At 40.7% G+C, this 24,937-nt stretch carries 23 protein-coding genes; 11 read left to right on the plus strand and 12 right to left on the minus strand.

Going from position 1 to position 24,937, the window contains the following annotated elements:
- Nucleotides 1-83 precede the first annotated feature (83 nt).
- The 5 genes from EHS11_RS12865 to EHS11_RS12885 are packed head-to-tail and all read left to right on the plus strand — an operon-like array spanning nt 84 to nt 4,027.
- Nucleotides 84-869 carry a M23 family metallopeptidase gene (locus EHS11_RS12865; protein ID WP_135764819.1) on the plus strand — a complete coding sequence of 262 codons (786 nt, stop codon included), beginning with the start codon at nt 84-86 and terminating at the stop codon, nt 867-869.
- A gap of 4 nt (nt 870-873) precedes the next feature.
- The gene (locus tag EHS11_RS12870; protein WP_135764820.1) at nt 874-1,692 is read left to right on the plus strand and encodes an HAD family hydrolase; all 819 of its coding nucleotides are present in this window, start codon (nt 874-876) and stop codon (nt 1,690-1,692) included.
- 19 nt (nt 1,693-1,711) lie between these two features.
- Nucleotides 1,712-2,410 (plus strand): 16S rRNA (cytidine(1402)-2'-O)-methyltransferase, encoded by a 699-nt coding sequence (rsmI, locus tag EHS11_RS12875; protein ID WP_135764821.1) that lies wholly within the window; start codon nt 1,712-1,714, stop codon nt 2,408-2,410.
- A gap of 39 nt (nt 2,411-2,449) precedes the next feature.
- Nucleotides 2,450-3,073 carry a helix-turn-helix domain-containing protein gene (locus EHS11_RS12880; protein WP_135764822.1) on the plus strand — a complete coding sequence of 208 codons (624 nt, stop codon included), beginning with the start codon at nt 2,450-2,452 and terminating at the stop codon, nt 3,071-3,073.
- A gap of 24 nt (nt 3,074-3,097) precedes the next feature.
- Nucleotides 3,098-4,027 carry a 50S ribosomal protein L11 methyltransferase gene (locus EHS11_RS12885; RefSeq protein WP_135764823.1) on the plus strand — a complete coding sequence of 310 codons (930 nt, stop codon included), beginning with the start codon at nt 3,098-3,100 and terminating at the stop codon, nt 4,025-4,027.
- On the opposite strand, the gene EHS11_RS12890 is transcribed toward EHS11_RS12885, so the two are convergent.
- Nucleotides 4,024-6,144, minus strand: a complete 2,121-nt coding sequence (locus EHS11_RS12890; RefSeq protein WP_246047869.1) for a 7TM diverse intracellular signaling domain-containing protein — start codon at nt 6,142-6,144, stop codon at nt 4,024-4,026. The two genes, EHS11_RS12885 and EHS11_RS12890, sit on opposite strands and share 4 nt — an antisense overlap.
- Before the next feature lie 102 nt (nt 6,145-6,246).
- On the opposite strand from EHS11_RS12890, the gene EHS11_RS12895 reads away from it, so the two are divergent.
- Entirely contained in the window at nt 6,247-7,641 is a 1,395-nt protein-coding gene (locus tag EHS11_RS12895) for a flavin monoamine oxidase family protein (protein WP_135764824.1), read from the plus strand.
- A 45-nt stretch (nt 7,642-7,686) separates the two neighbouring features.
- Here the strand turns inward: EHS11_RS12895 and EHS11_RS12900 are convergent, their stop codons facing one another.
- A complete protein-coding gene (locus tag EHS11_RS12900; RefSeq protein WP_135764825.1) occupies nt 7,687-8,808 on the minus strand; it encodes an acyltransferase family protein in 1,122 nt (373 codons plus the stop codon).
- An 84-nt stretch (nt 8,809-8,892) separates the two neighbouring features.
- On the opposite strand from EHS11_RS12900, the gene EHS11_RS12905 reads away from it, so the two are divergent.
- Together EHS11_RS12905 and EHS11_RS12910 are read left to right on the plus strand one after the other, a co-directional pair.
- The gene (locus EHS11_RS12905; RefSeq protein WP_135764826.1) at nt 8,893-9,189 is read left to right on the plus strand and encodes an HNH endonuclease; all 297 of its coding nucleotides are present in this window, start codon (nt 8,893-8,895) and stop codon (nt 9,187-9,189) included.
- Nucleotides 9,189-9,551 (plus strand): DUF1292 domain-containing protein, encoded by a 363-nt coding sequence (locus tag EHS11_RS12910; RefSeq protein WP_135764827.1) that lies wholly within the window; start codon nt 9,189-9,191, stop codon nt 9,549-9,551. The genes EHS11_RS12905 and EHS11_RS12910 overlap by 1 nt, the downstream gene beginning before the upstream one ends.
- Here the strand turns inward: EHS11_RS12910 and EHS11_RS12915 are convergent.
- Genes EHS11_RS12915 through EHS11_RS12930 form a run of 4 tightly spaced genes read right to left on the minus strand, consistent with a single transcriptional unit; the run spans nt 9,535 to nt 14,670 of the window.
- A complete protein-coding gene (locus tag EHS11_RS12915; protein ID WP_135764828.1) occupies nt 9,535-9,957 on the minus strand; it encodes a MaoC family dehydratase in 423 nt (140 codons plus the stop codon). The two genes, EHS11_RS12910 and EHS11_RS12915, sit on opposite strands and share 17 nt — an antisense overlap.
- A complete protein-coding gene (locus EHS11_RS12920) occupies nt 9,958-11,202 on the minus strand; it encodes a sensor histidine kinase (RefSeq protein WP_135764829.1) in 1,245 nt (414 codons plus the stop codon).
- 1 nt (nt 11,203) lies between these two features.
- A complete protein-coding gene (locus EHS11_RS12925) occupies nt 11,204-12,778 on the minus strand; it encodes an acyl-CoA dehydrogenase family protein (RefSeq protein WP_135764830.1) in 1,575 nt (524 codons plus the stop codon).
- Complete coding sequence (locus tag EHS11_RS12930) at nt 12,775-14,670, minus strand: AMP-dependent synthetase/ligase (RefSeq protein ID WP_135764831.1); 1,896 nt, start codon at nt 14,668-14,670, stop codon at nt 12,775-12,777. The genes EHS11_RS12925 and EHS11_RS12930 overlap by 4 nt, the downstream gene beginning before the upstream one ends.
- Before the next feature lie 115 nt (nt 14,671-14,785).
- On the opposite strand from EHS11_RS12930, the gene EHS11_RS12935 reads away from it, so the two are divergent.
- Complete coding sequence (locus EHS11_RS12935) at nt 14,786-15,391, plus strand: CBS domain-containing protein (protein WP_167884438.1); 606 nt, start codon at nt 14,786-14,788, stop codon at nt 15,389-15,391.
- A 21-nt stretch (nt 15,392-15,412) separates the two neighbouring features.
- Complete coding sequence (locus EHS11_RS12940; protein ID WP_135764833.1) at nt 15,413-16,864, plus strand: sodium:solute symporter family transporter; 1,452 nt, start codon at nt 15,413-15,415, stop codon at nt 16,862-16,864.
- A gap of 210 nt (nt 16,865-17,074) precedes the next feature.
- Here EHS11_RS12940 and EHS11_RS12945 read toward each other — a convergent pair whose 3' ends face one another.
- The 6 genes from EHS11_RS12945 to EHS11_RS12970 form a co-directional block, all read right to left on the minus strand.
- On the minus strand, nt 17,075-20,053 hold the full coding sequence (locus tag EHS11_RS12945) for a PP2C family protein-serine/threonine phosphatase (RefSeq protein ID WP_135764834.1): 2,979 nt from the start codon (nt 20,051-20,053) through the stop codon (nt 17,075-17,077).
- Nucleotides 20,046-20,477, minus strand: a complete 432-nt coding sequence (locus EHS11_RS12950) for an ATP-binding protein (protein WP_135764835.1) — start codon at nt 20,475-20,477, stop codon at nt 20,046-20,048. Before EHS11_RS12950 ends, EHS11_RS12945 begins: the two co-directional genes overlap by 8 nt.
- 9 nt (nt 20,478-20,486) lie before the next feature.
- The gene (locus tag EHS11_RS12955; protein ID WP_135764836.1) at nt 20,487-20,828 is read right to left on the minus strand and encodes an STAS domain-containing protein; all 342 of its coding nucleotides are present in this window, start codon (nt 20,826-20,828) and stop codon (nt 20,487-20,489) included.
- Nucleotides 20,828-21,751 carry a hypothetical protein gene (locus EHS11_RS12960; protein ID WP_135764837.1) on the minus strand — a complete coding sequence of 308 codons (924 nt, stop codon included), beginning with the start codon at nt 21,749-21,751 and terminating at the stop codon, nt 20,828-20,830. Before EHS11_RS12960 ends, EHS11_RS12955 begins: the two co-directional genes overlap by 1 nt.
- 73 nt (nt 21,752-21,824) lie before the next feature.
- Nucleotides 21,825-23,006 carry an aminotransferase-like domain-containing protein gene (locus EHS11_RS12965; RefSeq protein WP_135764838.1) on the minus strand — a complete coding sequence of 394 codons (1,182 nt, stop codon included), beginning with the start codon at nt 23,004-23,006 and terminating at the stop codon, nt 21,825-21,827.
- 17 nt (nt 23,007-23,023) lie between these two features.
- The gene (locus EHS11_RS12970; protein ID WP_135764839.1) at nt 23,024-24,322 is read right to left on the minus strand and encodes a DEAD/DEAH box helicase; all 1,299 of its coding nucleotides are present in this window, start codon (nt 24,320-24,322) and stop codon (nt 23,024-23,026) included.
- Between the two features lie 107 nt (nt 24,323-24,429).
- Here EHS11_RS12970 and EHS11_RS12975 point away from each other — a divergent pair, with 107 nt between their 5' ends.
- Nucleotides 24,430-24,891, plus strand: a complete 462-nt coding sequence (locus EHS11_RS12975; protein WP_135764840.1) for a DUF3995 domain-containing protein — start codon at nt 24,430-24,432, stop codon at nt 24,889-24,891.
- The last annotated feature ends 46 nt before the right edge of the window (nt 24,892-24,937 follow it).

The raw sequence follows: 24,937 nt of genomic DNA on the forward strand, positions 1-24,937 counted from the left end.
CCAAATAAGGAAGCCCTTTTCCTTGACCAGAAACCTTTCTGTGAGAATTTGGCGGTGCACAATAAAATGTGAGGCTGAAAACGATGAAACGAAAAAGATATTTGTTCACTATTCTTGCGGCGATGGTTTTCGTAGTTACCTTCTCTGCATTTGCTTCTTATCAGAAGCGAAAAAACGAACCTGCCTTTTTAGATAACCATGATTTCCAAAGATACCAGGAGAAATGGGGACTTTGGGTGGATTTTCGTTCGGAAAAAAAGACATTATTGGAAAAAACGGTCGAATTCGGAGCAGATTACGATGACGTGATCAGCCTAAATGCGATTTCCGAAAAAGAAAAAAAGAAACTGGGTCGCCCGATTTTTGTTCCTTATAGTAGAGAATATTCTAATTCCCTACAGGAAGCAGGTAGCTATAGAGAAGCAATCGGCACGGAAATTGATCAGTTCATCTGGCCGGTCTTACCAAATGGCAAAACCAGAATCTCTTCCCGAATCGGAAGAAGATGGAACACACTTCATACCGGTGTGGACATAGCAATCCCCAAAAACTCAATCGTTCTAGCTGCCGCAGACGGTCTAGTTGAAGTTTCAGGAAGAAGCGGTGACTACGGGAATGCTGTTAAAATCTATCATAATGATCTCAATCACTTTCACACTGTTTACGGTCATAATAATGTGGTGCTTGTAAAACCAGGTGATTTTGTTAAAAAAGGACAGATCATCGCACTCTCCGGAAACACGGGAAAGTCGACAGGTCCTCATGTTCACTTCGAAGTGAGATACCATAATGTTTATTTGAATCCGGAGAACTTCCTAACCCCTTTCGAAGAAGGTGTTGCCACAAGCATGGTGAGTTTCGCAAATTGATTTAGTGACTTCTTTTCCTCTTAAAAGTTGGGCTCCTTCCGTGCATGCGAGCCTAACTCAAATCATCTCCTCTTCCCCAGGTCTCGCCTGTTTTGATTTTGATAACACTCTGATCCGAAACGACTTCGGTGAAAAGATCATGGATTCCGTTATCTCCGAGGGAATGTTATTTCTTCCTGACGACCTTTCCCTTTTTTTTAGAGACAAGGATTATTGGAAAAATCATAAAACCAAACCGATTTCCGAAAAAGAGCATTTGGTTTGGGAAGAATACACTTACCAATTGAAAGAGTTTGGAATTGAAAAGGGATATAGATGGACTTCGTTTATTTTCCAAGGTTATACCAAAGACGGCTTTTACGATCTTTCCCGAAGGACTTGGGAAAAAGTGGCCCGGCTGAGAGAAGGATTTGCGGTGTTTCCGCAAAAAGAGATGCTCGATCTCATTGAATTTTTAAATTCCAATCATTGGAAGATTTATATTGTCACTGCATCTCCGGAAGACGGAATCAGAGCCATTGCTCATCACTTTCCCGTAAAAGAGGAGAATGTAATCGGAATGGTTCAGAAAAAAAATCCGAACGGAATCTACGCACATGAGATCATCGAACCGTACACTTACGGTGAAGGAAAAGTAAAAGCGATTCAGTCCAGGATCGGAGAGATTCCCGATCTCGTCTTCGGAGATTCTTTCAACGATTATCCGATGTTATGTTATGCAAGGAAGCTGGGTGTGGCAATCGACAGGGGAAATCCTGAATTTGTAAAAGCCTGTTCGGAAAAAGGAATCTCCATTCAACCCTACTTTGCTTTGGAAACTTAAGGAACGAGCTAAATAGATCATGGATCAAAGCAAACCCGTACTCTATCTTGTCTCCAACTCTCTTGGGGATGACCGCGACCTACCTCCGCGTACAAAGGAGTTGCTGGAAAAAGCGGATTGGATTTTAGGAGAAGAACCCAGAACCACTTCCACTCTTTTGAAAAAATTAGGAATCAGCAAATCATTCGATCTCTTGAACGAACATACCACGGAAGAAGAATTGCAGGAGATAGCACTTCGCCTCTCAACGACCCGATTAACATGCGTTATTTCCGATTCGGGCAGTCCCGGGCTGGAAGATCCGGGTAGAAGACTTGTTCCCCGTGCCTGGGAAATGGGAGTCATAGTCAAATCGGCACCGGGACCTACTGCTGCGATCGCCGGACTCACATCTTCCGGATTTTCCACTTCTCCATTTACCTTCCTCGGATTTTTCCCCCGAGACCAAAAAGAAAGAGAGAGGGAAATCAAAACCTATCTAAGCCTCGGCCATACACTCGTTTTTTATGAAACACCTTATCGCACCAAACACCTTCTGGAATCTCTTTCAAAACTCCTGCCTGGGGACAGAAGGGTGTTTTTGGCCTTGGGAATTTCGACAGAAGGAGAGCTTAGTTTCCGGGGAACTGCCAAAGAAGTGTTTCAAATGGCTTCCAAAATTCCCAAATCTCCTCCTGTTTTTGTAATTGAAGAGAAAAAATTAAAACTCTTCCGATAGTGGATTGACATTTCCTCTGTTATATTGGATTCTTGAGCAATGGCTACCAAACTCGAACCTCCCACTGATGAACAAGAACAAGCTTTCGCAGAATCGGGAGATTACATTACGGATGTGGTCAAAGAAAACCTAAAACTCATCCGCCATACAAAAGGGTTCTCCCTGGACAAATTAGCAAATCGTTGTGGTGTAAGCCGCGCAATGCTTTCTCAAATCGAACAAGGCAAATCGGTTCCTACCATTTCCGTTTTATGGAAAATTGCAAACGGATTGAACGTTCCTTTTTCGGAACTACTCAAAGAGAAAAACCAAGAAGGCATTCATGTATTGAAAGCGGAAAATTCAAAAGTGCTTTTTTCAAACTCGAAAGTTTTCGCGAGTAGAGCCTTGTTTCCTTTTCTCGGAAACAGAAAAACAGAATTTTACGAATTATTATTAAAACCGGGCGGACATGAAGTTGCAGAAGCTCATAAAACCGGAACAACGGAAAATATCGTTGTTGTTTCCGGCAAACTTCGGTTACGCGTTGGTGAAAAAGTAGTGGAACTCGAACCAAAAGATTCCGTATTTTTCAAAGCCGATGTTTCTCACGAATATTCAAATCCTACCGACCAGGAAACGCTTATGTATCTGGTTATGGATTATACGGACGAAGTAGGATAGTTCCTACCGATTCCTTCACCTAACTTGGAATACAGAGAACTTAAAGTCAATTTACCCAAAGAGGGTTCGGATAGTTTATACGAACTATTGGACAGCCTCTCTGTTGCAGGGTATTATGAAATTCTATTTGACGGAGACGCTCCCAAAGAGCCGAACCAAGAAGGAATTTTAAGGGAAAATACGAATATCCGAATCTATTTGGACAAAGACGATATTGAAAAAGAACTTAAAATCATCATCTTTCTCAAAATCAATTTTTTAGAATCAGCTAGTTACGAATCGAGAGAAATAGAAACCAGAGATTACGAAGAAGCATACAAGGAATTTTATAAACCTTTTGCCGTGGGCAAAAAACTTTGGGTCATTCCTACTTGGGAAAAAGATTCTGAAGGCACAAAAACTCTTTGGGAACCTTCGGGAGGAATTCCTTTATTCATAAACCCGGGAGTAGCTTTCGGAACCGGCCATCACGAGACCACCAAACTTATATTAGAAAGACTGGATGCGATCAAGGAAACGGAAAAAAGCTTTTTTAAAACGGCATGCGACCTAGGAACCGGTTCGGGGATTTTATCCATCGGTCTCGGCAGACTGGGAACGGATAGAATCTTTGCTCTGGACATAGATCAGAATGCGGTGAAGGCGGCCTGGTCCAACTGGCAAGAAAACGATTTCGGTAGAAAGATTCATTTTACGGTAGAAGAATCCGGATTGTCCAATCCTAACTTAAACAATTACGAGTATGAACTTGCAATTGCAAATATCACATTTGCAGTTTTATCACAAAACATCCGTTCACTGGCCGAAATCAAAGCACCTCGATTTATTTTTTCCGGTATCATTACGGAAAAAAAAGACGCGTTCGTTGATCTATTACAATCCCATCTTCCCGGCAAAATGTTATTTGAACAGGAATGGAATGAATGGTGGGTACTCGACTGGGTCAGAAACTAAGTAGGTTTTCTTAAATATTTGATCAGACTCACCTGATTTCCTGCGTCGTTGTATTCCACCCTGTCAAATACCGAACGAGTCATTAGGATTCCCCGGCCATGTTGTTCCAGCACGTCGTTCAATTCTTCCATTGTTTTGGAAAAAACCTTTTGATGATCGAACCCTTTCCCTTCATCTAATATCCGATAAGCGACATACTCCTCATTCAGAATATAACTGATAAATACTTTTTTTCGGTTATATCTTGCGTCTTCCTGACGTTTCTGCAAAAACTCCAAATAATTTCCTTCTATGAGTGCGTTTGATTTTTCTTCAAACCCGATGTTTAAATTTCCATGTTCGATCGCATTGATGAGTATTTCCCTAACAGCGGTTCGCACTTCCGTTTGTTCTACCGAATTCATATGTTGTGCCAGTTGAGATGTGATCTTTTGAGAAATCAATTCTGCATTTCTCAGATAATTGTTCATAGAAAATTCGATTCTTTCGGAAACAACTAATTTAGAAAGAGTGTCCTCGTATTGAGGAGAAAGTTTGACAAGTATTTCTCTTGTATCATCCAACTCTACAAATTGAATACTACATTTCATGTCTTTGGGTTCTTTCACGTATTTTTGAGCAAACTCAGTTTGGAAATGGACAACCTTTTTGGTTTTGTTCAACTCATCGAATTTGTCATTCACGTACAATTCGTTAAAGCCCGCCTTCTTTTTTGTGGAGTATAGAAGATGTGTTATTTTTTTGCCTTTAACATCATCCAAACGAAATCCCAAATGTTTGGAAAGAGATCTATTGGCATTCAAAATCTCAGATGACTCGTTTAACATAAAAATGACTTCTTCCGACCCTTGAAAAATTTCCTTAAACCGCTTTTCCGATTCTTCAATCCTTATCTTAGTACCCGATAGTTCGCGGATATTTTCTCTTAAAGTACGGGAGAGAAAATTGATACGATCTGCAAGACCCAAGGACAATAAAACCAACTCCAATGCGGTTCCGATTTGTATCGTCCATCGGGTAATATGATTGTCAGGGAGAATGCCTAGGCTCTTCAAAGAAAAAAGAAGGCAACCCAATAGAAAGAAAGTCCAAGCGATCAGGTAAAATCTGGCAGTTCGGGATCTTTTTAAAACTGCAATGATACCGCTGATAATCATGATAATGGCGGTAGGAACGGCAAAACCAATCGAAGTCAAAACCGCCATTCGGTAAGGAAGAAAGAAAACAACAACGCTTACTGCTACTAAAATTCCAAACCAGTAGGTTAGTAACTTTGTAAATAATGGAGCATGCTTTTTTAAATTCAAAAAATAAGTTGCGAAGGAAATTCCAGTAAAACAGGAGCTACAGATAAAAAACGGAAGACAATAATTTGCCCACCAGAGGGAATCAGGCCATAAATACTGAAACGCAAAACCGTTGTTAGAAAGATGAAAAAGAGAAATGGACGTTATGAATACCACATAAAAAAAATAACTGTAATCTCTTGTGAAAACAAATATGGAAAAATTATAAATCGCCATGACAAACATGATTCCATAGAACAAACCGAACAGGATTTGTTCCTTTGTCATTTTGCTAATCAATTCTTTAGTAGACCAAGCTTCCAAACTGATGGGGATCGTTGATTCGGATTTGATACGTATATAATAAACAGATTGTGTCTTTGGTTTTTCAACAAGAGGAAACACTACATTTCGATAATCTGCATTTCTTTCGGAGAAATGAAAACTATCACCCGTTAAACTATGAATCCCGAAAGGAAGGTGGTTCCCGTAAATTTCTATCTCATCAATCAAAGGGAAATTGTATTCCAATATCCATTCCAATGTGTCGGGAGACGGGTTTTGAACGGGAAGCCGAATCCAAAACTGGGAAGAGGAAAACCCGAGATTCGGAGTTTGCAGCTTGGAAAATTCGGAATCTCTTTTGCCTGAAATAATTTCCTCTTTAGAAAAATTTGCGGAAGTATCTTCCAAAATCAAAGTGTTTTGCCAAACGGTTTTTCCTTCCATATGATGATCCAAAACCAACGGTGCTTGGGAAAAAACAGGAAACATCGGCAGAAAAAGAACTAAAACAAGAGAATAAAATATATTTTTCAAATTAATTTTCAAAGAGTCCTCGGATTTGATGCAAAAAAGCAATGGCTAGTAGAAACGAATTTGGTAATTTTTCTAGCCTTTTTTCTGAATTGCTAGAATTTAGGGGCAAGATTTATGAATCGCAGAGACTTCCTTAAAAAACTAGCAATCACAACTTCCGTTTCCAGCGTTGTACTTTCCCGCAACTCTTGGGCGATTACCCCGGTAGCCGCAGAAACAAAGCCAATGGGCAAATCTTCCTCTTCTAAAAAAGCAATCGTCATGGGAGCAGGACTTTCCGGTCTCTACTCAGCTTATCTACTTCGCCAAACAGGATATGATGTTACGATTGTAGATCGATCGGAAAGATTGGGCGGACGAATCTATACTCATAGGGACAAAACAAATAATATCGTTCAGGACTTGGGTGCGGAATGGATCGGGGACGGACAATCCGATATCAAAAGTCTAGTAAAACAACTCGGCTTGGAATTGAAAATCTCACCTCTCGCAGAAAAATTCCAAATCAAAAAAACTGGGGAGTCCTCCTCTTTGATTCAGCTTTCTCAAAGCTCGGTAGAAACCTTGGAAAAGGTAATTGATCTGCATAAATCCTTGAATGAGAGTCAAAAACAAGGATTGGATAAGATAAATTTTTTATCTTACGCCCGCTATCAAGGGTTAGCCGAAGAGGATGTTCGGGCTTTAAGTGAATGTTATCGAATCTTTTTCGGCGAAGATCTGAATCAAATTTCAAGTGAAGCTGTTTTAAATGATCTTGCCTCGGCCGAATCAGCACTTCGTCCCGGTTTTTATGTTTCGGGAGGTGCGGACAAAATCATTTCTTCACTTGTTACACAGTTAGGCGATACAGAAATTTGTCTCGGAGATCCCATCACAAAAGTAAGCCAGATGAAATCCCAAGCCCAAGTAGAACTTGCATCGGGAAAAGTCATTCGTGGGAACCTAATCATTTGTACTCTTCCTCCTGCAGCGGTTCTGGATATCAAATGGTCACCGGGACTTCCCAAGGATTTGGTTTATTCCGCACTCAGAATGCAATCCGGTAAAATTTCCAAAAACATAATCCTGTGCGTAAAAAAAGACAACCTATTCCCCAAATTCTTGTTAACCGATACGCCAGCCCAGGCACTCTATGTTGCAAGTGAAGAAGCTATCGGGGAAAAGTCGTACCTCCTTACTTCTCTTGCCACAGGAGACAGAGCATCCCTTTTTGAAAAAGGATCGGACGCACAGAAGAAAGCGATGCTCAAATTGTCATTATCCGAAACAAAAACGGATGAGATTTTGGAATTGGCGGATCACTCTCAGTATGTATTTCATTCCTTTCAGAAAGCAACCGGAAGCCAAGGGTTTGTATCCTTATTTCCTCCGGGCTCTTTGGGGATCAAAGAAGCATGGGTGGAGTCTTATGAAAGAGTGTTTTTTGCAGGAGAACATTTGGCAAAACATAACGGAACTATGGATGCAGCGGTCGCGTCCGCCATACAAGCCGTTAGTCGAACCTGATTTAAAAATCCGTAAATCAATACAAACTTTTTCGGTGCAAAGATATCACTTAACACCGAAAAGTTTTTTTAAACCTGTTGAATTTTTCACAATCAAATCATAAAATAAAAAACTAAGGCTGATAACTATCAAAAGATGGAATAAAAATTTCCCTACGATTGGGAAATCCCAATTCCTAAAATAAAAAGCAACAAAAAGAGAGATGGGATGGTGGACCAGATAAACAGGTAAACTGGAATCAATCAAATACTTGCTTATTTCACCGGTTCCATTTCCCCATTTTTGAAATAATAATACGAACACCTGAAACCAAACGAAAGGAGAAAGACACCATAACAAAATATGGATCATTCGATTATAAACTCCTCCCCGGAAATAAGGCATCCACAGAGGATCGGTGGTTTCCCACTCATAAAACAGAACGTAGACGATCATACCGAACAAAATCCAGTTGACCAGCCGAAAAGAAGATCCGGCTGCAGATTCGGATACCGTTATCAATATTTTACCCGAATGATAGATAAATACCCCTCCGAAAAAGAATGCGAATTGATAACAAAACAGAAGCTTGTCGATGCCGAATTCATTGTCACCCCTGGGGAAAAAGGAGTGGGCCAAAAGAGTCAGAGAAAAGGAAAAAACCAGTAAAACAAAAAATAGAATCGATTCGTGTTTTTTTTGAAAAAGGGAGGATGCTTTTTTTATAAAATCCTTTGGCAAAAAGGCAAACAATATTCCGTATAAAAACAAATTTACCAAAAACCAGATATGAGACTGACCAAATTCTGCTTTTGAAAAAAAAGATAAATAATAGTTAAAATAAGAAAGATGGGGATGTGATACTTTTTGAATTAAAAAATACTGCACAGGTGCCAAAAAGACAATACCAACTAACATCGGTATAAAGATGCGTTCCCATCTGCCTTTTAAAAAATGAAGGGCTCCCTTTTTTTCCCAAACGAGCCCGGAAAAAAAACCGGAGATAATAAAAAACAGAGGCATCCTGAAACTATGGATCCAAAAACAAAAATAGCCGAATGGTTCGATACGTTCCGGATTTTGGATCGCATACCCGATTTTAGGCGCATAAACAATTGCAGAATGGAATACAATTCCGAGCAATAAGGCAAATGAACGTAAATTATCGATATAATACAATCGACCCATTACTTGTAGGAATTTCCCTCTCGGGAATTCGTCGATCCTTTTTCTTTTCTTGACATTTCACTTGAAATTAAGCCAGTTTTAAGTATGGATGAGACTTTGTCTGAAGATAGATTTTTTTCTACCGTATCGGACGAAGAAATCGCCCGGGAAAGAAGAAAGGCAAAAGAACTCAAAAACACTGCCTGGTGGAAAAATAAACGTTCCTCGGGCATCTGTCATTATTGTTCCGGCAAGTTCAAAGTGGACGAGCTTACGATGGATCATCTAATACCTCTTATACGAGGTGGAAAATCGGTCAAAGGGAACCTGGTTCCTTCTTGCAAAGAATGCAATTTCAAAAAGAAACATAGCCTACCCTTCGAAAAGGATTTTTATAAGTAATGGAAATGCAAGGCATGGGTTTGGGAGATGATTTTTTTCCGTCCAGAGCGTCGGAAGAAATCGATCTTGTGGATGAAAAGGGAAATCAGTTTTTATGGGAAGTGTTCTATTCTTTTTCTTTGAACGGATTCGAGTATTTGGTTTTTCTACCGAACACGGAATCGGAATACCATCTCGTTAATGTAGAGTTAGACGATCCGGATTCCGATGTTCCCGGTTATATTGTACTTAGGCTAGGCAACGATGAGAACGGCGAAGAAATCCTGGAAGAGATCATAGACAATGATGAACTGGAAGAAGTAAGAGAATTTGTAGAAGATGAAATAGGTCTTCTAGGACAATATCTTAGCCAGGAGGAATGACAAGGGCATCTCCTTTGCTGACAACCTCCCCTTTTTGGTTCGTCCAAACAACTTTCAGTCGAACCGCTTTTAATTTTTCCAATTTTTCAGTAACCTCCACCTTGCAAGTGATAGTATCCCCAAAATAGACAGGCTTTCTGAACTTTGTAGTGGTTTCCAAAGCAAGCGTACCTAGTCCCGGTAGTTTCATTCCAAGCACGGGCGCAAGGAGCGATGCAGCAAGTCCTCCGTGTGCGATCCTCGTTCCAAAAGGAGTCGTTTTGGCATACTCTTCGTCCACATGCAGAGGGTTAAAGTCCCCGCTGATGCCCGCAAATAAATAAACATCCGTTTCCGTAATGGTTTTGGTAAACTGAGCAGTATCTTTGATTTGTATTTCGTTATAGGACTTGCCTTTTTCGTGCATCTAAGAAATCCCTTTTTTATCTTTATAATTCGGAAATTCGAAATGAAATAAAACACCTTCGCCAGGTTTGGACAATACTTCGATCTCTCTTCCCATCATCTGGCTGGAAAGAGAAAATATCACGGACAAACCGACTGTGTCTATTCTCTTCCGATCAAACGAAGTAGGTAGCCCCACTCCGTTGTCTTTATAAATCAATTCTATCTTATCATTGTCATTGATTCGAAAATCAACCGATATGACTGCTTCCTGAGGATTGGGAAATGCATGTCGGAATGAGTTTGTTAAAAGTTCGGTGAGCATAAGTCCGAGTGGAATGGCGGAAGTCAGATCCAATTCTCTCGGTTCGATATTCAAATGAATCCGAATGTCCATCCTCATGTACATCAATTTGATATTTTCCACCAAACTTTCTATATACATTTTGGAATTGAGACCGGAAAGATTTTTAGAACTGTATAATTTTTCGTGTACAAGCGCGATCGCTCTGATTCGCGCGATACTCTGATCCAATATGGCGGCCGCATCGGGAGGCGCGGAATAAGACTGAAGCTGAAGAAAAGAGATAATTACTGCTAGGTTATTCTTTACACGATGATGAACTTCCGTTAACAAAACCTCGTTTTCCTTTAACGATTTTTCCAGTTTCTCCTGGTTCTGCATATAATCGGTAATGTCCGTAGTAAGTGAAATCGCTCTGTTTTGCATTTCAGATCCGCTATCGTAAAACAATCTATTTTCGAGAGCCCACTTCACTCTTCCGTCAGGGAATAACAACCGATAAAGCACGGATGAATGATTTTCCCTAAGCCGGTTGGTCCACATATCCACCATTCGATCCTTGTCTTCAGGATGAAGCCTTTCAATCAGTAAATACGGATTGTCCACAATGGCCGTAACTGATGTTTCATAAAAATTGGCAGTTTGTTTGGAGATTAGTTCTATTTTCCAAGTATTTAAATTGAAAACGATTACCGAGTCCTGAATTTGTTCCAGAATGTTTCTGTAAAGATGATCCGAGTCTTCTTTTTCCTTTTGAAATTTAAATTGAACTCTGAACTCACTCAGTAGTAGAAAAAATATAATAAAAGAAGAAAGAGTTACAAAAAACCAACCCTTATAACTTTGAGCCACTCGCAAATCTTCCGATTCTTTTAAAAAACTGGCGAGTGCATGGTCTGAAAGATAAATCCAAACAAATCCGAGTACGAAATAAATCAAAGATACTCGGATTGCCGGTTTCATTTTATGAAATTTCCTGAAGAGTCGAAAATCGCTCGTTTACAAGAGATTCTATCTTTTCACCTAATTTCTGATAACTGCTCCAAATTGTGTTAAGTTCTTCTTTTACGAAACCGGATAGCCTGGAGAGAGAAGATAAATATTTCCCCACAAGAAAAAAAGTAATCAGACTTCGATCGATCAGCTTCTCTTCTTTGGAATAATGCTGCAACGAAACGGAAAGATCGGAATAAGATTGGGAAAGAATAACAAAAAGAGAAAGAACATCTGCAAACGCAAATTCAATCGGCTGCTGTTTTTTGCGGGCAGACTGTCCGTCCATTTGAATCAGAATATCGAATAGATGATTTTGAATCTTGTCCGACTCCGAGAAAACGGTTTCCAGTTTTTCAAAATCAGCCATAAACTTTTGTTTGCCCGGATACAACGAGGATATGATGGATCTTTGAATTTCACTGGTTCCGCCGCCGATCGTTCCCAGTTTTACGTCTCTGTAAAATCTTTCCACAGAATACTCCTTCATATAACCATATCCGCCAAACAACTGTACGGAGTCCTTTGCTACATCCTCCGAAATTTCAGAGGATATGAGTTTTCCAAGCGAACTTTCCAAAGGAGAAGGAATCCCTTTGTCCTTTCTCTCTGCTACCCAATAAATGAGTCTTCTTGCCGCTTGCAGATAAACCCAGTTTTTTACCAAAATTTCCTTCATACCGAAAAAGGATGCAATCGGTTTTCCAAATTGGATTCTTTCCCGAGCATATCTCATCCCTGAGCGAAAACAAAACTCCATCGCTCCGGCGAGACCAGCCACGAACACGGTTCTTTCCCATTCCAAGTTTTCCTTTCCGATCCTGACAAAACCCGAATTCAAAGGTCCCAATAGATTTTCTTTGGGCAAAACCATATCCTCAAATACGAGTTCTGCGGTCATGGAAGTATGGTGGCCTAGTTTTTTCAGAATCTTGCTCACCTTAAACCCCTTTCGTGAGTCCTCCACGATAAAAGCGGAAATACCGAAAGGCCCCCTTCCCTTTTCGGAAGTCCTCGCCATCACAATAAATACCTGACCGACCGGACCGTTCGTAATGAACATTTTGGATCCGTTCATTTTCCAACCCTCCTCCGTTTCTTCCGCATGGGTGAGAAGAGAAGCGGCATCCGATCCTGAAGAAGGCTCGGACAATGCAAATCCGGCAATCCATTCTCCGCTTGCAAGTTTTGGTAAAAATCTGTTTTTTTGTTCTTCGGTTCCTTGAAATACGATCGGCATGGCTCCGATGATCATATGGGCAGCCCAAGACAATCCCATACCACCATCTAACGAACCTGCGGCGAATGCATCCGTTGCATGGGAACATTGCAGACAATTCGCACCTTGCCCTCCGTATTCCACAGGCATGGAAAGTCCGGCAAGACCGGCTTTTCCGAACTCTTTCCAAAGGTCATCGGACCAAGTTTCCGTTTCATCCCTTTCCAATGCGGTAGGTAAAACTTTTTCTTCCGCAAACTGAAATACTGTATTATAAAAATTTCTATCTTCTTCGCTGATATAGGGATTTAATTTTGGATGTATCATTGGTAAATCCTGCCTACTTCTTTTGCAAATACTTCTGCGATCACATTTCGTTTCATCTTTAAAGTCCGGGTCATTTCACGATCCGGGTCGAACGGCCGGGGAACAATATAGAAGTTGTTAGCTGGCACTACCTCGAACGCCTTAAAACCATTATGTTTGGAAATGATAGCAGTAATTTCACTTCGAAACAACTCTCTTATTTTCGGATTTGAATCCCAAGTATCGTAGGAACCGATAAGTCCTTCGAGCTTTTTTCCCACAGCTTCAAAATTGGGTACGATGAGGGCGCCTAAAGTTTTGCGGTCATGGCCCACTACCATCACTTGATCAATATACGGAGAGGAAAGAAGTTTGTCTTCGATCGGGATCGGTTCTATATTCTCTCCGCCGATGAGCGCAATCGTGTCTTTGGATCTTCCCGAAAACACCAATTCATTCCGGTAGGAAATCTGCATCAGATCACCCGTATCAAAAAAACCGTCCTTATCAAAAGCCACTTCATTCAATTCCGGTCTTTTATAATATCCTTTTAGAATCTGATCAGATTTGATCCAAAGAGTTCCTTTGGCGGCAATTTCCTTTAACTCTCTCCCATGTTCGTCTTTCAGTTTGATTTGATAACCATCGATTGGAATTCCCACCGTACCTTTGGTAGGTTTGGTATTGGAACGGATGGAAACCACTGCAGAAGTTTCCGTCATCCCGTAACCTTCGAGCACCTTAAGTCCTATGGCTGACAAAAATCCATCAACTACGCTGGGGAGTGCGGAGCCTGCTGAAATGCAAATTCTGATTCTACCGCCTAATGCTTTGTGGATTGCGGAAAATATTTTCACAGACAATAACTTCAAAGGAGATAAAAGAAGAAGCACGAAAAATGAATAAGCTCTTTGTAAAATATCCGATAAAAAAAATTTTCGTTCCAATGCGAAATCATACCCAAATACAACTGACTTGTGTTTTGCGAAACTTCCCCCGACTTTTAGAAAAAATTGAAATAGTTTTTCTTTGAATCCGCCTTCTTTCGCCACCTTCACCATGATTCCGTTATAGACGGATTCCCAAATTCTGGGAACGGATGGAAATATAGTGGGACGAAAATCCCTAAGATCATCCTTCAGGTTTGTCATATTGGAAACCAAAAAATCAATTCCATGCGAAATCACCGCGTATTCAATGGCTCTTTCGAATGCATGCCAGGGAGGAAGTAAACTCACCGCATTGTCATTTGCATTCATATCCAAACGAAGACTTGTGTTGTGAATGGCGGTGATCCATCCTTTTTGGGACAACATAACGCCTTTGGGATTGCCGGTTGTTCCCGAAGTATAAATCAATGTAGCAAGTGCATCAGGATCAAGACCGGACACTCTTTCTCTTACGAGACCAGGCTTTGATTCCGAAGCGTCCTTTCCTTTCGATGCCAAACCGGAAACAGTTCCTTCACCTATCGCCAGTTCACCGGTATCAGTTTCCAAAACATAAATTTTTTCAAGTTTAGGAAGGTTTGACTGAATCCTTTGGATACGAGCTCTGTCTTTTTCCTTTTGAACGACAAGAAACCTTGCTTCCGAATGATTCAAAATGTATAAAATCTCGTCTTCTACGATATCAGTTCCCCTGGGAACCACAACTCCCCCCGCAGTCAGAATGGAAAGATCGGTTTTAAGCCAATTGGGAGTGGAGTCGCAAAAATATCCGACACGATCCCCAAAAGACAAACCTTCTTCGATCCAACCAGCTGTTAGCTGATCTACAAATCTGCGCAAATCGGAAAAAGAAATTCCTGGAAATTCTCCTGTGGCCGCTCTCTTTCTAAAAGAAATTTTATCAGGGTAGGTTTCTGATACAAATTCAAGTAAATCATAAAGTACGGAAACTTTCTTTTTCATAGTGAATTTGCCCTCTCCGGTGGAATAAATATTCCTGAGATAAAAAACCACTGTTCGTTCTTTGCAAGTTTTTTCTTATTCTTGCCAAACATTTAATTTTAATTATGATAATGCTATGTTCTTTTGGATTCAGGAAGGAATTTCCACTCCCAGACTACCCTCAGTTGCTTCGCAGGCACTTCCCAAAATCGGAGGAGTTGTTTCTTCCAAACCGGTAAAAGCCTTTGATGAATCCGATCAAGACAACTCCCTTCTTCCAAACTTGCAAAAAGCAAAAAAAGCATATGATGAAGCGAACGAAGAACCGCCTCCCTCGTTGATTTTATTTGCACACCAAGTGATGACTAGTCCTGTAGAAAGTCTGTTTACGGATTCCAATTTGGATGAAGCCCGAAAGTTTATTTTGGAAAAAAGATTCAGACACATTCCGATCATCAACTCCCGAGGAAAACTGACAGGGATTTTATCCGACAGAGATGTGTGGAAATTCATCAGCGAAGACGAAAATTCTCTGACCAAACCTTTGAGTTCCTTTATGATTCAAAAGCTTTTGACCGGAACCATTCAAACGGAAATCAGAGAAGTCGCCAAAGTCATGTTAGAAGAGAAAATCGGTTCCCTACCGATTATAGACGAAGACCAAAGTTTGGTCGGAATTCTAACGAGAACCGATTTAATTCGGGCTATAGTAAGATTTCCTGGTTTTACACTTCTCGCCTAGTTTCAAAATAGTGCAAAACATATGAATTTCATCCTAGACTTTTCCGTAATCGTAGTATATTTCATCGCTGTATTTTATTTCGGATTTCATTTTTCAAAGAAACGTTCGAGTGAAGAAGACTTTTATCTGGCCAAAAGAGAAATCCACTGGGTGTGGCTGATGTTCTCTCTTGTGGCTACAGAGACTTCCAGTCTTACCTTCCTGTCCATCCCTTCCTTGTCCATGAAAGGAGATTTTTCCTTTATACAGATTGCAATCGGATATATTTTGGGAAGAACGGCCGTTGCTTATTTGCTTCTACCGAAATATTATGCAGGAAAAACAATTTCCATCTACGCTTATTTAGGTGAAAAGTTCGGAAAATCCTCTCAAAAATCCATGTCAGGACTTTTTACCATTTCACGAGTATTAGGTGATGGAATCAGACTTTATGTTACTTCCCTACCGATTGCATTTTTACTCACAAAGATGGGTTTTTCCGAATACGGAGAATCCACCTTAGGAATCACTGCACTCTTTTTATTAACATTCGCCACTATTTTGTATTCGGTCTACGGTGGGTTCAGAGCGATCGTATTTACAGACTCGCTCCAGCTCATTATATACTTATTAGGCGGATTTTATGCGTTCTATCTGCTTTGGAACCTTTTGAGTGCAGGAGGGAATCCTTTTCCGGATGTGATTGCAACATCGCTTGCCAACGGCAAACTGAGTGTCTTTCATACAAACTGGCTTTCAACGGGCGATAACGCATATTATTTTATATTTGCCATTCTCGGAGGCGCATTCATCTCGATAGGCTCCCACGGAACAGACCTAATGCTTGTTCAACGAGTCATTGCAAGCAAAAACCTGAAACAAGGCCAAAAGATACTGATCGGAAGCGGAGTATTCGTATTTTTTCAGTTTTTACTGTTTTTAGGAATCGGAACCTTACTCTCGGGATTTTACCAAGGCAAAACGATAGCCCCGGACAAAGCGTTCAGTATGTTTATCGTAGAAGAAATCCCTTCCCCTTTTCTAGGCTTACTTCTTTCCGCGATCCTTGCCAGTGCCATGTCTTCTCTTTCATCCACAATCAATTCTCTCTCTCTCACTTGGGCACGCGACTGGGAAATGGATCGTTACCTCACACCGAAAATACTTTCTCTTATCTTCGGAGTGATTTTGTTTTTTTCCTCACTCCTTCCATTCTTTATGGGAGAAAGATTAGAAAAAGGAATCCTGGAAGTTGGACTTACTATTTTTTCCTATACGCTCGGACCCACCATCGCTCTCTTTATATTTGCTGCTCGGGGAATCAAACCCAGATTCCCAAATTGGGTCGTATCTGTTCTATTATTCGGCTCTATCCTGGCTTTGATTTTTTTAACGAGAGAAATCGCACTTCCCTTCACCCTCCTCATTCCAACCGGAATTTTGATTTTCGGATCGGGATGGGGACTCTTTCATCTCTTTGCCGTTAGGAAATAGAGGCAAAAAGGCGAATTTTTTTGAAACTTTTTGCGGGAAAAGGCGATATCGCTTTACAGAAAGAAGGCGGTATGATAAAGAGAAGTCATTGGGTGGCGGGCGGTTAACCCCACCCAATGTCAATAGGGCGGGGATGGTATACCTTCGACTCCCTCTTCACCTCAATTTCTCGCTTCCCTTCGCCGGACAACCCGATTCAAATTCCCCAAGTCATTTCTTTTTAATCGCAATCATGGCAATATCATCCGATAAAGAGGACATACCAGGCTTACTCAAGTTTTGCGATGTGTGCAGCTCGGCTTCAGTAACCATTTGAGCGATTACTTCCGGAACAGCTTTACCTCCATGCGTTAACAACAATTTAGCGACACGTTCCCTTCCAAAAAAACTTCCGTCAAGACTGCGCGCTTCATCAAATCCGTCGGTATATTCGAAAAATATATCACCTGCATCCATCACAAGAGATCTTCTTTCAATTGTTGTTTCAAAAAATGAATTTTCATCCATACCAAGAGGAAGTCCTCCCGCAGGCAATTCATGGATTTTGTTTTTAGAAGCATCATATAACATAGGCTTGATGTGCCCTGCGGAAACATACTCCACTTGGGAATTGGAAGGATCGAAAACCCCAAGAAAAAAAGTAACGAATATATGATCAGGTGTATCTTCATAAAGACTGGCATTGACTTCCAAAAGGATTTTTTTTAAATTCCTTTCCCCTCTTCTGAAGATGGATCGAATCTGTGCTCGGAAAAGTGCCATAACAATGGCGGGACCGACTCCATGATTGGAAACATCCCCAATGCAAAACACCAGCTTTCCGTCCGCCAGCTCAATAAAGTCATAATAGTCCCCGCCGACACCTGCCATCGCTTTGTAAAATGCGGCAAGTTCGATCTTGTCTTCCAATCCGGTAGGCAGTTTTTCGGGTAACAAGCGTTTTTGGATCTCTTCTGCGGCGGCAAGTTCTCCCCGCATCTCCTCTCTCTCTTTCAATCCGTGCACCATATCGTTGAGAGATTCGCTCAATATCCCGATCTCATCGTAACCGGCAGAAGGAAATTCCACATCCAGATTTCCTTTTTCGATCTCTTCCGTTTTTCTACTGATGGTTTTGATTTTACGGACAAAAAGCCAAGCGAGTAGATAGGCCAAAAGGATTGCAACGACTCCGATGATCGACGCATAACGAACGGATTCTTCCCTGTTGTTTCGGATCTGACGATAACCTTCCGTTCGATCCAAAAGTATGATATTGAAACCAAGTAGGTCCTTTCGCAAAAGATCATACACCAACCCCGAACCATCCTTGCTTTCAACAAGAAGCGGAGTAGAATCGAGTTCCCACATCATTTCTTCCGCTTCCGTTCTACTTCGAACCAAAATTCCGGAATCTGCGAAAGAAATCTTTCCTCTGGGTTTTGGTAAATCCGTTTCGGAGTTACCTGACAAAATCCATTCTCGAAATAACTTCGCCTTTGCAGAGTTTGTTTTTCGTTCTTCACTGTCTTTATAATAACGAACTAGTCCCGAAGGACCTGTTTTAAAAGGGACAAATGCGAAATCTTCCAATGCTGCATTTCTAATTTCCAAAAAAGAATCGTTTAATATCCGTTCCTTGAATCCTGTCCAGTCGTTCTTACCTGCTTCCATGCGAACGATCGAGTCTTTCACTTCTTCGGCGAATGCCTCCAAATTTCGAATCTTATCTTGTATCTCTTCCGTACTGAATTTTTTTTCTCCCTCTTTCTGAGGAGTTTTCAGCTGCTGTTCCCAATCTAAAATTTCTTTTGCTGTAATCTTACCTTTTTCCTGCAAAGAAAGATATTCCTCTTTCCACTTTTTTTCCGCTTTCTCGAATGTAGGATTGTTAGGTTGCAGTTCTTCAAATTTGGACTCTCTTTTTTTTATCAGCTTACGATAACCTTCTGCTAAATTACGGAATTCTGAATCTGAGCCGGGCTTTACCTTTCCTTCCTTTTTAAGATCCGTTATACGGCTCTTCAATTTAACCGCGATTTCCCTGATATCTGCGGAAGTCTTTTTATCTTCTTCCAAATAACTTTTAAAGCCATTTTCGTCCGATATGAAAATTTCATAGATCCTCCTAGCTCTTTCGGCAGTATTCGGATTACGAAATACCGGTCGAAACACGACCTCGTATTGACGGCCACCGACTTCGTAGTTTTCCGGCCTTGATTTTTCCTGAACCAGTCCGATTGCGTCTTTATCATCGAACAAAGATTTTTTGCTTTTTAAGAAACTTTCCTGAGTGAGTAGTTTTTTACCGGTACCGGAGGACTGAGGAAAAAGTAATCCGGTATCCAAAGTTTCTTTACCTACTCTGTCATATGCAAAAATCCGGATCTTATCAGGCATAAGTCCCAAAGAAGAAATCCTATCTTTATAAGAGCCCCGAAAAAAATTCTGCAAAGCTTTTGTCAAAAGAGTTTCAAAATAAAGCGCTTTCTTTTCTCCTTCGGGAATTGTTTTTTCATTTAACCTTTGTTCTTTGGCAAGTTTTTCCTTTTCAGAGACAAACAATTTCCTTTTTTTAGGATCCAAATCATTCCGAATCAGCTCCGGTTCGATCGTTTGCAATTCTTCATCTATTTCCTCGATACGCGAACGGGATCTTTCCGCACTGATTCTACCCGCTGCGGTTTTTTCCGCAAGACCACGGATTTTTTCATAAGTAACAGGATCAATCGGGGCACCCGTTTCTTTTCTAAGTTCGTTTCTAACCTTGGATTCAAAATCTTCGATTTCCTTTTCGGACAAATAACGGGTGAAATAAGTATCTACACTATGATATACATTCCCGCGTTTTACATTCAATCCCATGGATTGACCTAAGGCTTTAAGAGAGCCCAAAAATCCCGTCTCCTTACTAACAACCGTTCGTTTGAACCGACTCAGCTCTTTTTTCTTCTCGCGAACCCGAACCTTAAACTCTTCGATCATCACAAGGCTTCGATTCAGATTTTCCAAATCCAAAACCGCAGAATTGATATATTCCAAAGGAGTTTTGAGTTCAGCATCCAGCTTGTCTTCCAAAGCATTCTTTTGTTGATTGTAATGGATTGCGGTAGTAACTGCCAAAATCGAAATCACAAGAATGGCCGTAAAAAAACTGAGTTTGGTTCGGATTCCTGGCAAAACGGTACGTAGGATTTTTTTCTTATTCATTGGCTTCCTTAGAATATACAAGCGTTAGTTGGTTTTCAGGAGGAGATTTCAAACGTTTATAACTGACTGTCATGATTTTTTTAACGGAACGAATCCCAAATCCGCCGTCAGCACCGGATTCGTACAATTCCCTCCAAGTTTCACTTTTTAATTTTGTCGGATCGAAATAGATTCCTTCATCGTTGATGATGAATTTCCATTCTTTGGAACGGTTTTGCATTTTAAGTCGGATTCCCGATTCTTTCGGTTCGGGAAACCCATGTTCTATAACATTTGTTATTACTTCATCCAGACAAAATACGATCCTGCCTTTGGTCAGATCAGGACAATTTTCTCCCAAGAACGACCTTACCTCTCTTCTCACTTCGGATAAGGAATCCAAATCATTGGGAAAGATATAAGTCTTTTCGTTTTCAGGCTTCACAGGCAAAACCTATAAACTTGCCAAGGCTCCTTCCACGTTTGCAAATACTTTTACTTTTTTTGTAAAATACATCAGATCCATTGTGTCCTTTACTTCTTTCGTCAGACCGCAGAGAATGATTTCTCCCGATTTGTCTTTTAAAAACTTTTGGATCGAGTTCAATACGCCGATGCCAGCAGAGGAAATATATGTAAGAGAAGAAAAGTCCAAAACAATTTTTACCGCGCCATTTCCAATCGCAAGTTCCAGTTTTACTTTCAGTTCCGGGGCAGTCTTTGCATCAATCTCACCTGCTACCTGCATAATAGTACGGTCTCCGTCAGGTTTTTCCGAAATTTTTATATTAGCCATTACATTCCTTTCCTTAGATCTTTCATCAAATCTTTAGTTTGTATGATACCGTATAACTTTCGTTCCAATGCGTCTATTTCATAATAGAATTTTGCATTGGGATCACCTTCAAATATATATGCATATTTTCGAATTCCAAGGATGGCTTTTTTGGCATTGCCTTCCATAATTCCTCGTGTCACGGAATAATAAATTTCAATTGCAAGAGAATCCCAAAGATTTTGACGAAAACCGTTTTCTCTTTTGTCCAGAGCAATGAGCAAGGTTTCCACTTCGGATTTATTATAATTTTCCGATTCATTATAAGTTATAATATAGCGGGAAAGTAATTTTTTACATTTTGCCAGGTTATTTGATTTGGTTGCGACAAGAACCTGTTGATACAAAGTATGCAGTTCCGTTTCCAAATAAACTTTCTTGCGGGTTCCGTCCAAACGAACCGGATCAAACGCAGACTTCATATCTTCAATGGAAAGACTCTGAATGGACTCTTCGAATTTTTTCTCATTAGTATCGCTTGTGATTTTTGCAAAATCCTTTAATGACTTCTCCACAGCTAACACAAAGTCGGTGGCTTCGTTTGAAGCGGCAAGATTCGGCTCTTCCTGCATTTTATCCAAAAAGAAAATACAAGAATCTCCCAATGCGGAAAATCCTTCCGTCAATCCTTGGGAGATCAGTCTTTTGCAATGAAGTGCGATCGCATGTTGGTAAGCCGGATCGGCCGAATCTTCCTGGATCTTGTCCATAAGCTTGCCTGTGGATGCAGCTAGATGAGCTTTGTCTCTTTCCCAACCCGCATAAACTAACGGGTCATAAAGATATTGCCGGAAATTCTTTTTGCCGGATAATGCGAGGAGTCGGATATTTTTTACAAGTTCGTGAGCAAGCTCGGGAGGGATAAAGGCTCTTTTGTTTGTCATTTTCTACTAAAACAAATAACTATTCCCTAAATGCCAAGATAGAGCGGAAAGAGTAAAGCTAAAACTATTGGTTTTAAGATATAAAATCAGAAATGATTTTGCCAAGTCTCCTGATTCCCGTCTCAATTGTTTCTTCATCCACGCAGGAAAAATTAAGTCGCATCGTATTCGCATTGGTTCTGTTAATGTAGAACGGATCTCCGGGAACAAATGCAACCTTCTCCTTAATTGCCAAATCAAAGACGACGCGCGAAGACAGTTGTTCAGGCAAAATCACCCATAAAAACATCCCTCCATTCGGATTGGAATATTTGATTTCCTTGGGAAAATATTTTCCTATAGCGGAAATCATGGCCTCTTTTTGTTTCGAATATTTTTCTTTAATCTTCGTTATATGGAGATCCAAATCATTGTCCGTCAGATACTGATGCAAAATCCTCTGTCCGAAATAATTCGTATGCAAGTCAGACGCTTGTTTTGCGATGATCAGCTTTTCCATCAAACGATCCGGTGCGACCATCCATCCGATCCTGAGAGATGGAGCGAATATTTTGGAAAATGATCCGAGCAGAACGGTTTGTTCGGGGATTCTGGAAAAATAACTACGTCTTTTTTCTCCCTGAAATTGCAATTCTCCATAAGGATCGTCTTCTACAAGAATGGTGTTTGAATTCGAGATGATTTTCGCCACCTCGTCCCGATTTTCGTCGGAATGGGAAAGCCCGGACGGGTTTTGGAAATTGGGAACTCCGTAGATCAACTTAACCGCATAACTTTGAAATGTCGATTGAAGTGTTTTCAAATCCAATCCGTCAAAATGCAAAGGAATGGGCAAAAATCGGGGACGATAAAGGGAAAATGCCTGGATGGCACCCAAATAACCGGGCTCTTCAATAGCGACATACTCCGATTCGTTGATCAATGTTTTGCCGATCAGATCCAAACCTTGCTGAGATCCTGTGGTAATAAGAATATTGTCAGGATTTACCAAAATGCCCATCTTCAACGCATAACGGTCGCTAATCCATTTTCGAAGTTCCAGATATCCTTCCGAATTACTGTATTGCAAAGCATCTCCGCCGAACTCATCCAAAACTTTGACGGAAGCTTTTTTGATCTCTCCTATCGGAAATAGATCCCGGTTGGGCAATCCTCCTGCAAAGGAAATCACGTCTTCATTGACGGTTGTCTTCAAAATTTCCCGAAGAAATGATTTCGGAACATCAGAGATTCTATCGGAAAAGATATGATTCATATTTTATAAACTTTTTCCTATCGGCTTCGACCTTGTTTTTTAGAAGGTTTTTTATAGCCAGCCGATGAGCCGCCTCGGGAAGGAGGGGCACCGCCACCGCCTCTGCGTTGTTTGAATTGACCGGAACCGTGTTCCTTCGGAGCTTTTCCCGTATGATCTTCCACTTTCTGAGAATGGAAACCATGATCTTTATCTACCGGAATTTTCACTCCGATTACCTTTTCGATATCTTTGATTAACGAGCGTTCATCGGCTTCGCAGATGGAAATCGCAATTCCTTGTGCACCCGCGCGAGCCGTTCTACCGATTCTATGTACATAAGTTTCGGGAACATAAGGGATTTCATAATTGATCACATGGGTGATGTCATCAATATCAATTCCTCTGGCGGCAAGATCAGTCGCTACCAACGCACGATTTTTTCCTGTACGAAAATCTTCCAATGCACGTTGGCGTGCCGATTGCGATTTGTTTCCGTGGATCACATCCACAGCGACTCCGCTTTTGCTCAGTAGTTCGGCGACCTTATTGGCACCATGTTTTGTTTTTGTAAAAACAATTACACGTTTCAATGCTTTGTCTTTAAAAAGCTTAAGCAATAAATCCTTTTTAGCATCCCGATCCACATACATCACCGATTGTTTAATGAGTTCGACAGTGGACGATGCAGGAGTTACTTCCACACGAACAGGATTTACAAGCATGGATGCTGCTAGTTTTTCAATATCCGAAGGCATGGTAGCTGAAAAAAACAGATTGTGACGTTTTTTCGGGAGAAGAGTTATGATTTTGCGGATGGCATGAATAAATCCCATATCTAACATTCTATCGGCTTCGTCTAACACAAATACTTCGATTCCTGCCAGAGAAATATATCTTTGATCGATTAAATCCACCAAACGCCCGGGAGTTGCAACAAGTACATCGACTCCCGCTGCAATCGATTTCACCTGCGGACTTTGCCCCACTCCTCCGAATATAACAGCTGTTTTGATAGGCAGGTATTTTCCGTAGGTTTTAAAACTATCATGAACTTGAACTGCAAGTTCGCGAGTAGGAACAAGCACTAGAGTTCTAGGTTGTTTCGGTAATGTTTTTCTATTTTCCGATGTCAATCGGTGTAAGATGGGCAAAGCAAACGCGGCCGTTTTTCCCGTACCGGTTTGCGCACAACCTAGAAGGTCGTGTCCGTCTAAAAGTAACGGTATGGTTTGAATTTGGATCGGAGTTGGTTGGGTATAACCTGATTCTTTCACTGCCTTTTGGAGGGGAGGGCTTAGGGAAAGATCCGAGAATGTTTCTATTTTTTTTTGCAAGGGTAACCTTCGTCTTAGGTTCCAGACTGGAGAAAGGCATGGTAAAGAATAGGAAAATAATTTTCCTTTTTTAAGGGCTTTCCTTGCAATCCGAGTTTGGATAAGAATTGACGATCATTAGAAAAAGAGGACTTTGGGGCATGACCGTTTTTTTAGTTTTCGTAAATTCATTTATCTTTTTCGCAATTTCAGGCATACATATTTATTGGGCATTAGGTGGAAAATGGGGAAGCCATTCCGCTATTCCCGCAAATCTAAAAGGCAAAAAACTTTTTTTCCCTGGAGTTTTTGCTACCATTATCGTAGCAATCGGACTATTTTTATTTGCGTTAGCGACTTTGGGAAACTTGGGTAATTTCAATGAATGGATTCCCCGAAATTATATCCATTATGCGGACCTTGGAATCACAACCATATTCTATCTGCGTGCCATCGGTGAATTTCGTTATGTGGGTCTTTTCAGAAAAGTCAAAGACACTGATTTTGCCAAACAGGATAAAAAAATTTTCACTCCGCTTTGTTTATTCATCGGAACGGTAAGTTTGCTGATCGTGTTACTGAACCGATAGATTGCAATATCTCCGACAGAATCCAATTGACCCCATTGGGGTTTTC

The sequence above is a fragment of the Leptospira ilyithenensis genome, assembly GCF_004771005.1.
Classification (GTDB): Bacteria; Spirochaetota; Leptospiria; order Leptospirales; family Leptospiraceae; genus Leptospira_A; species Leptospira_A ilyithenensis.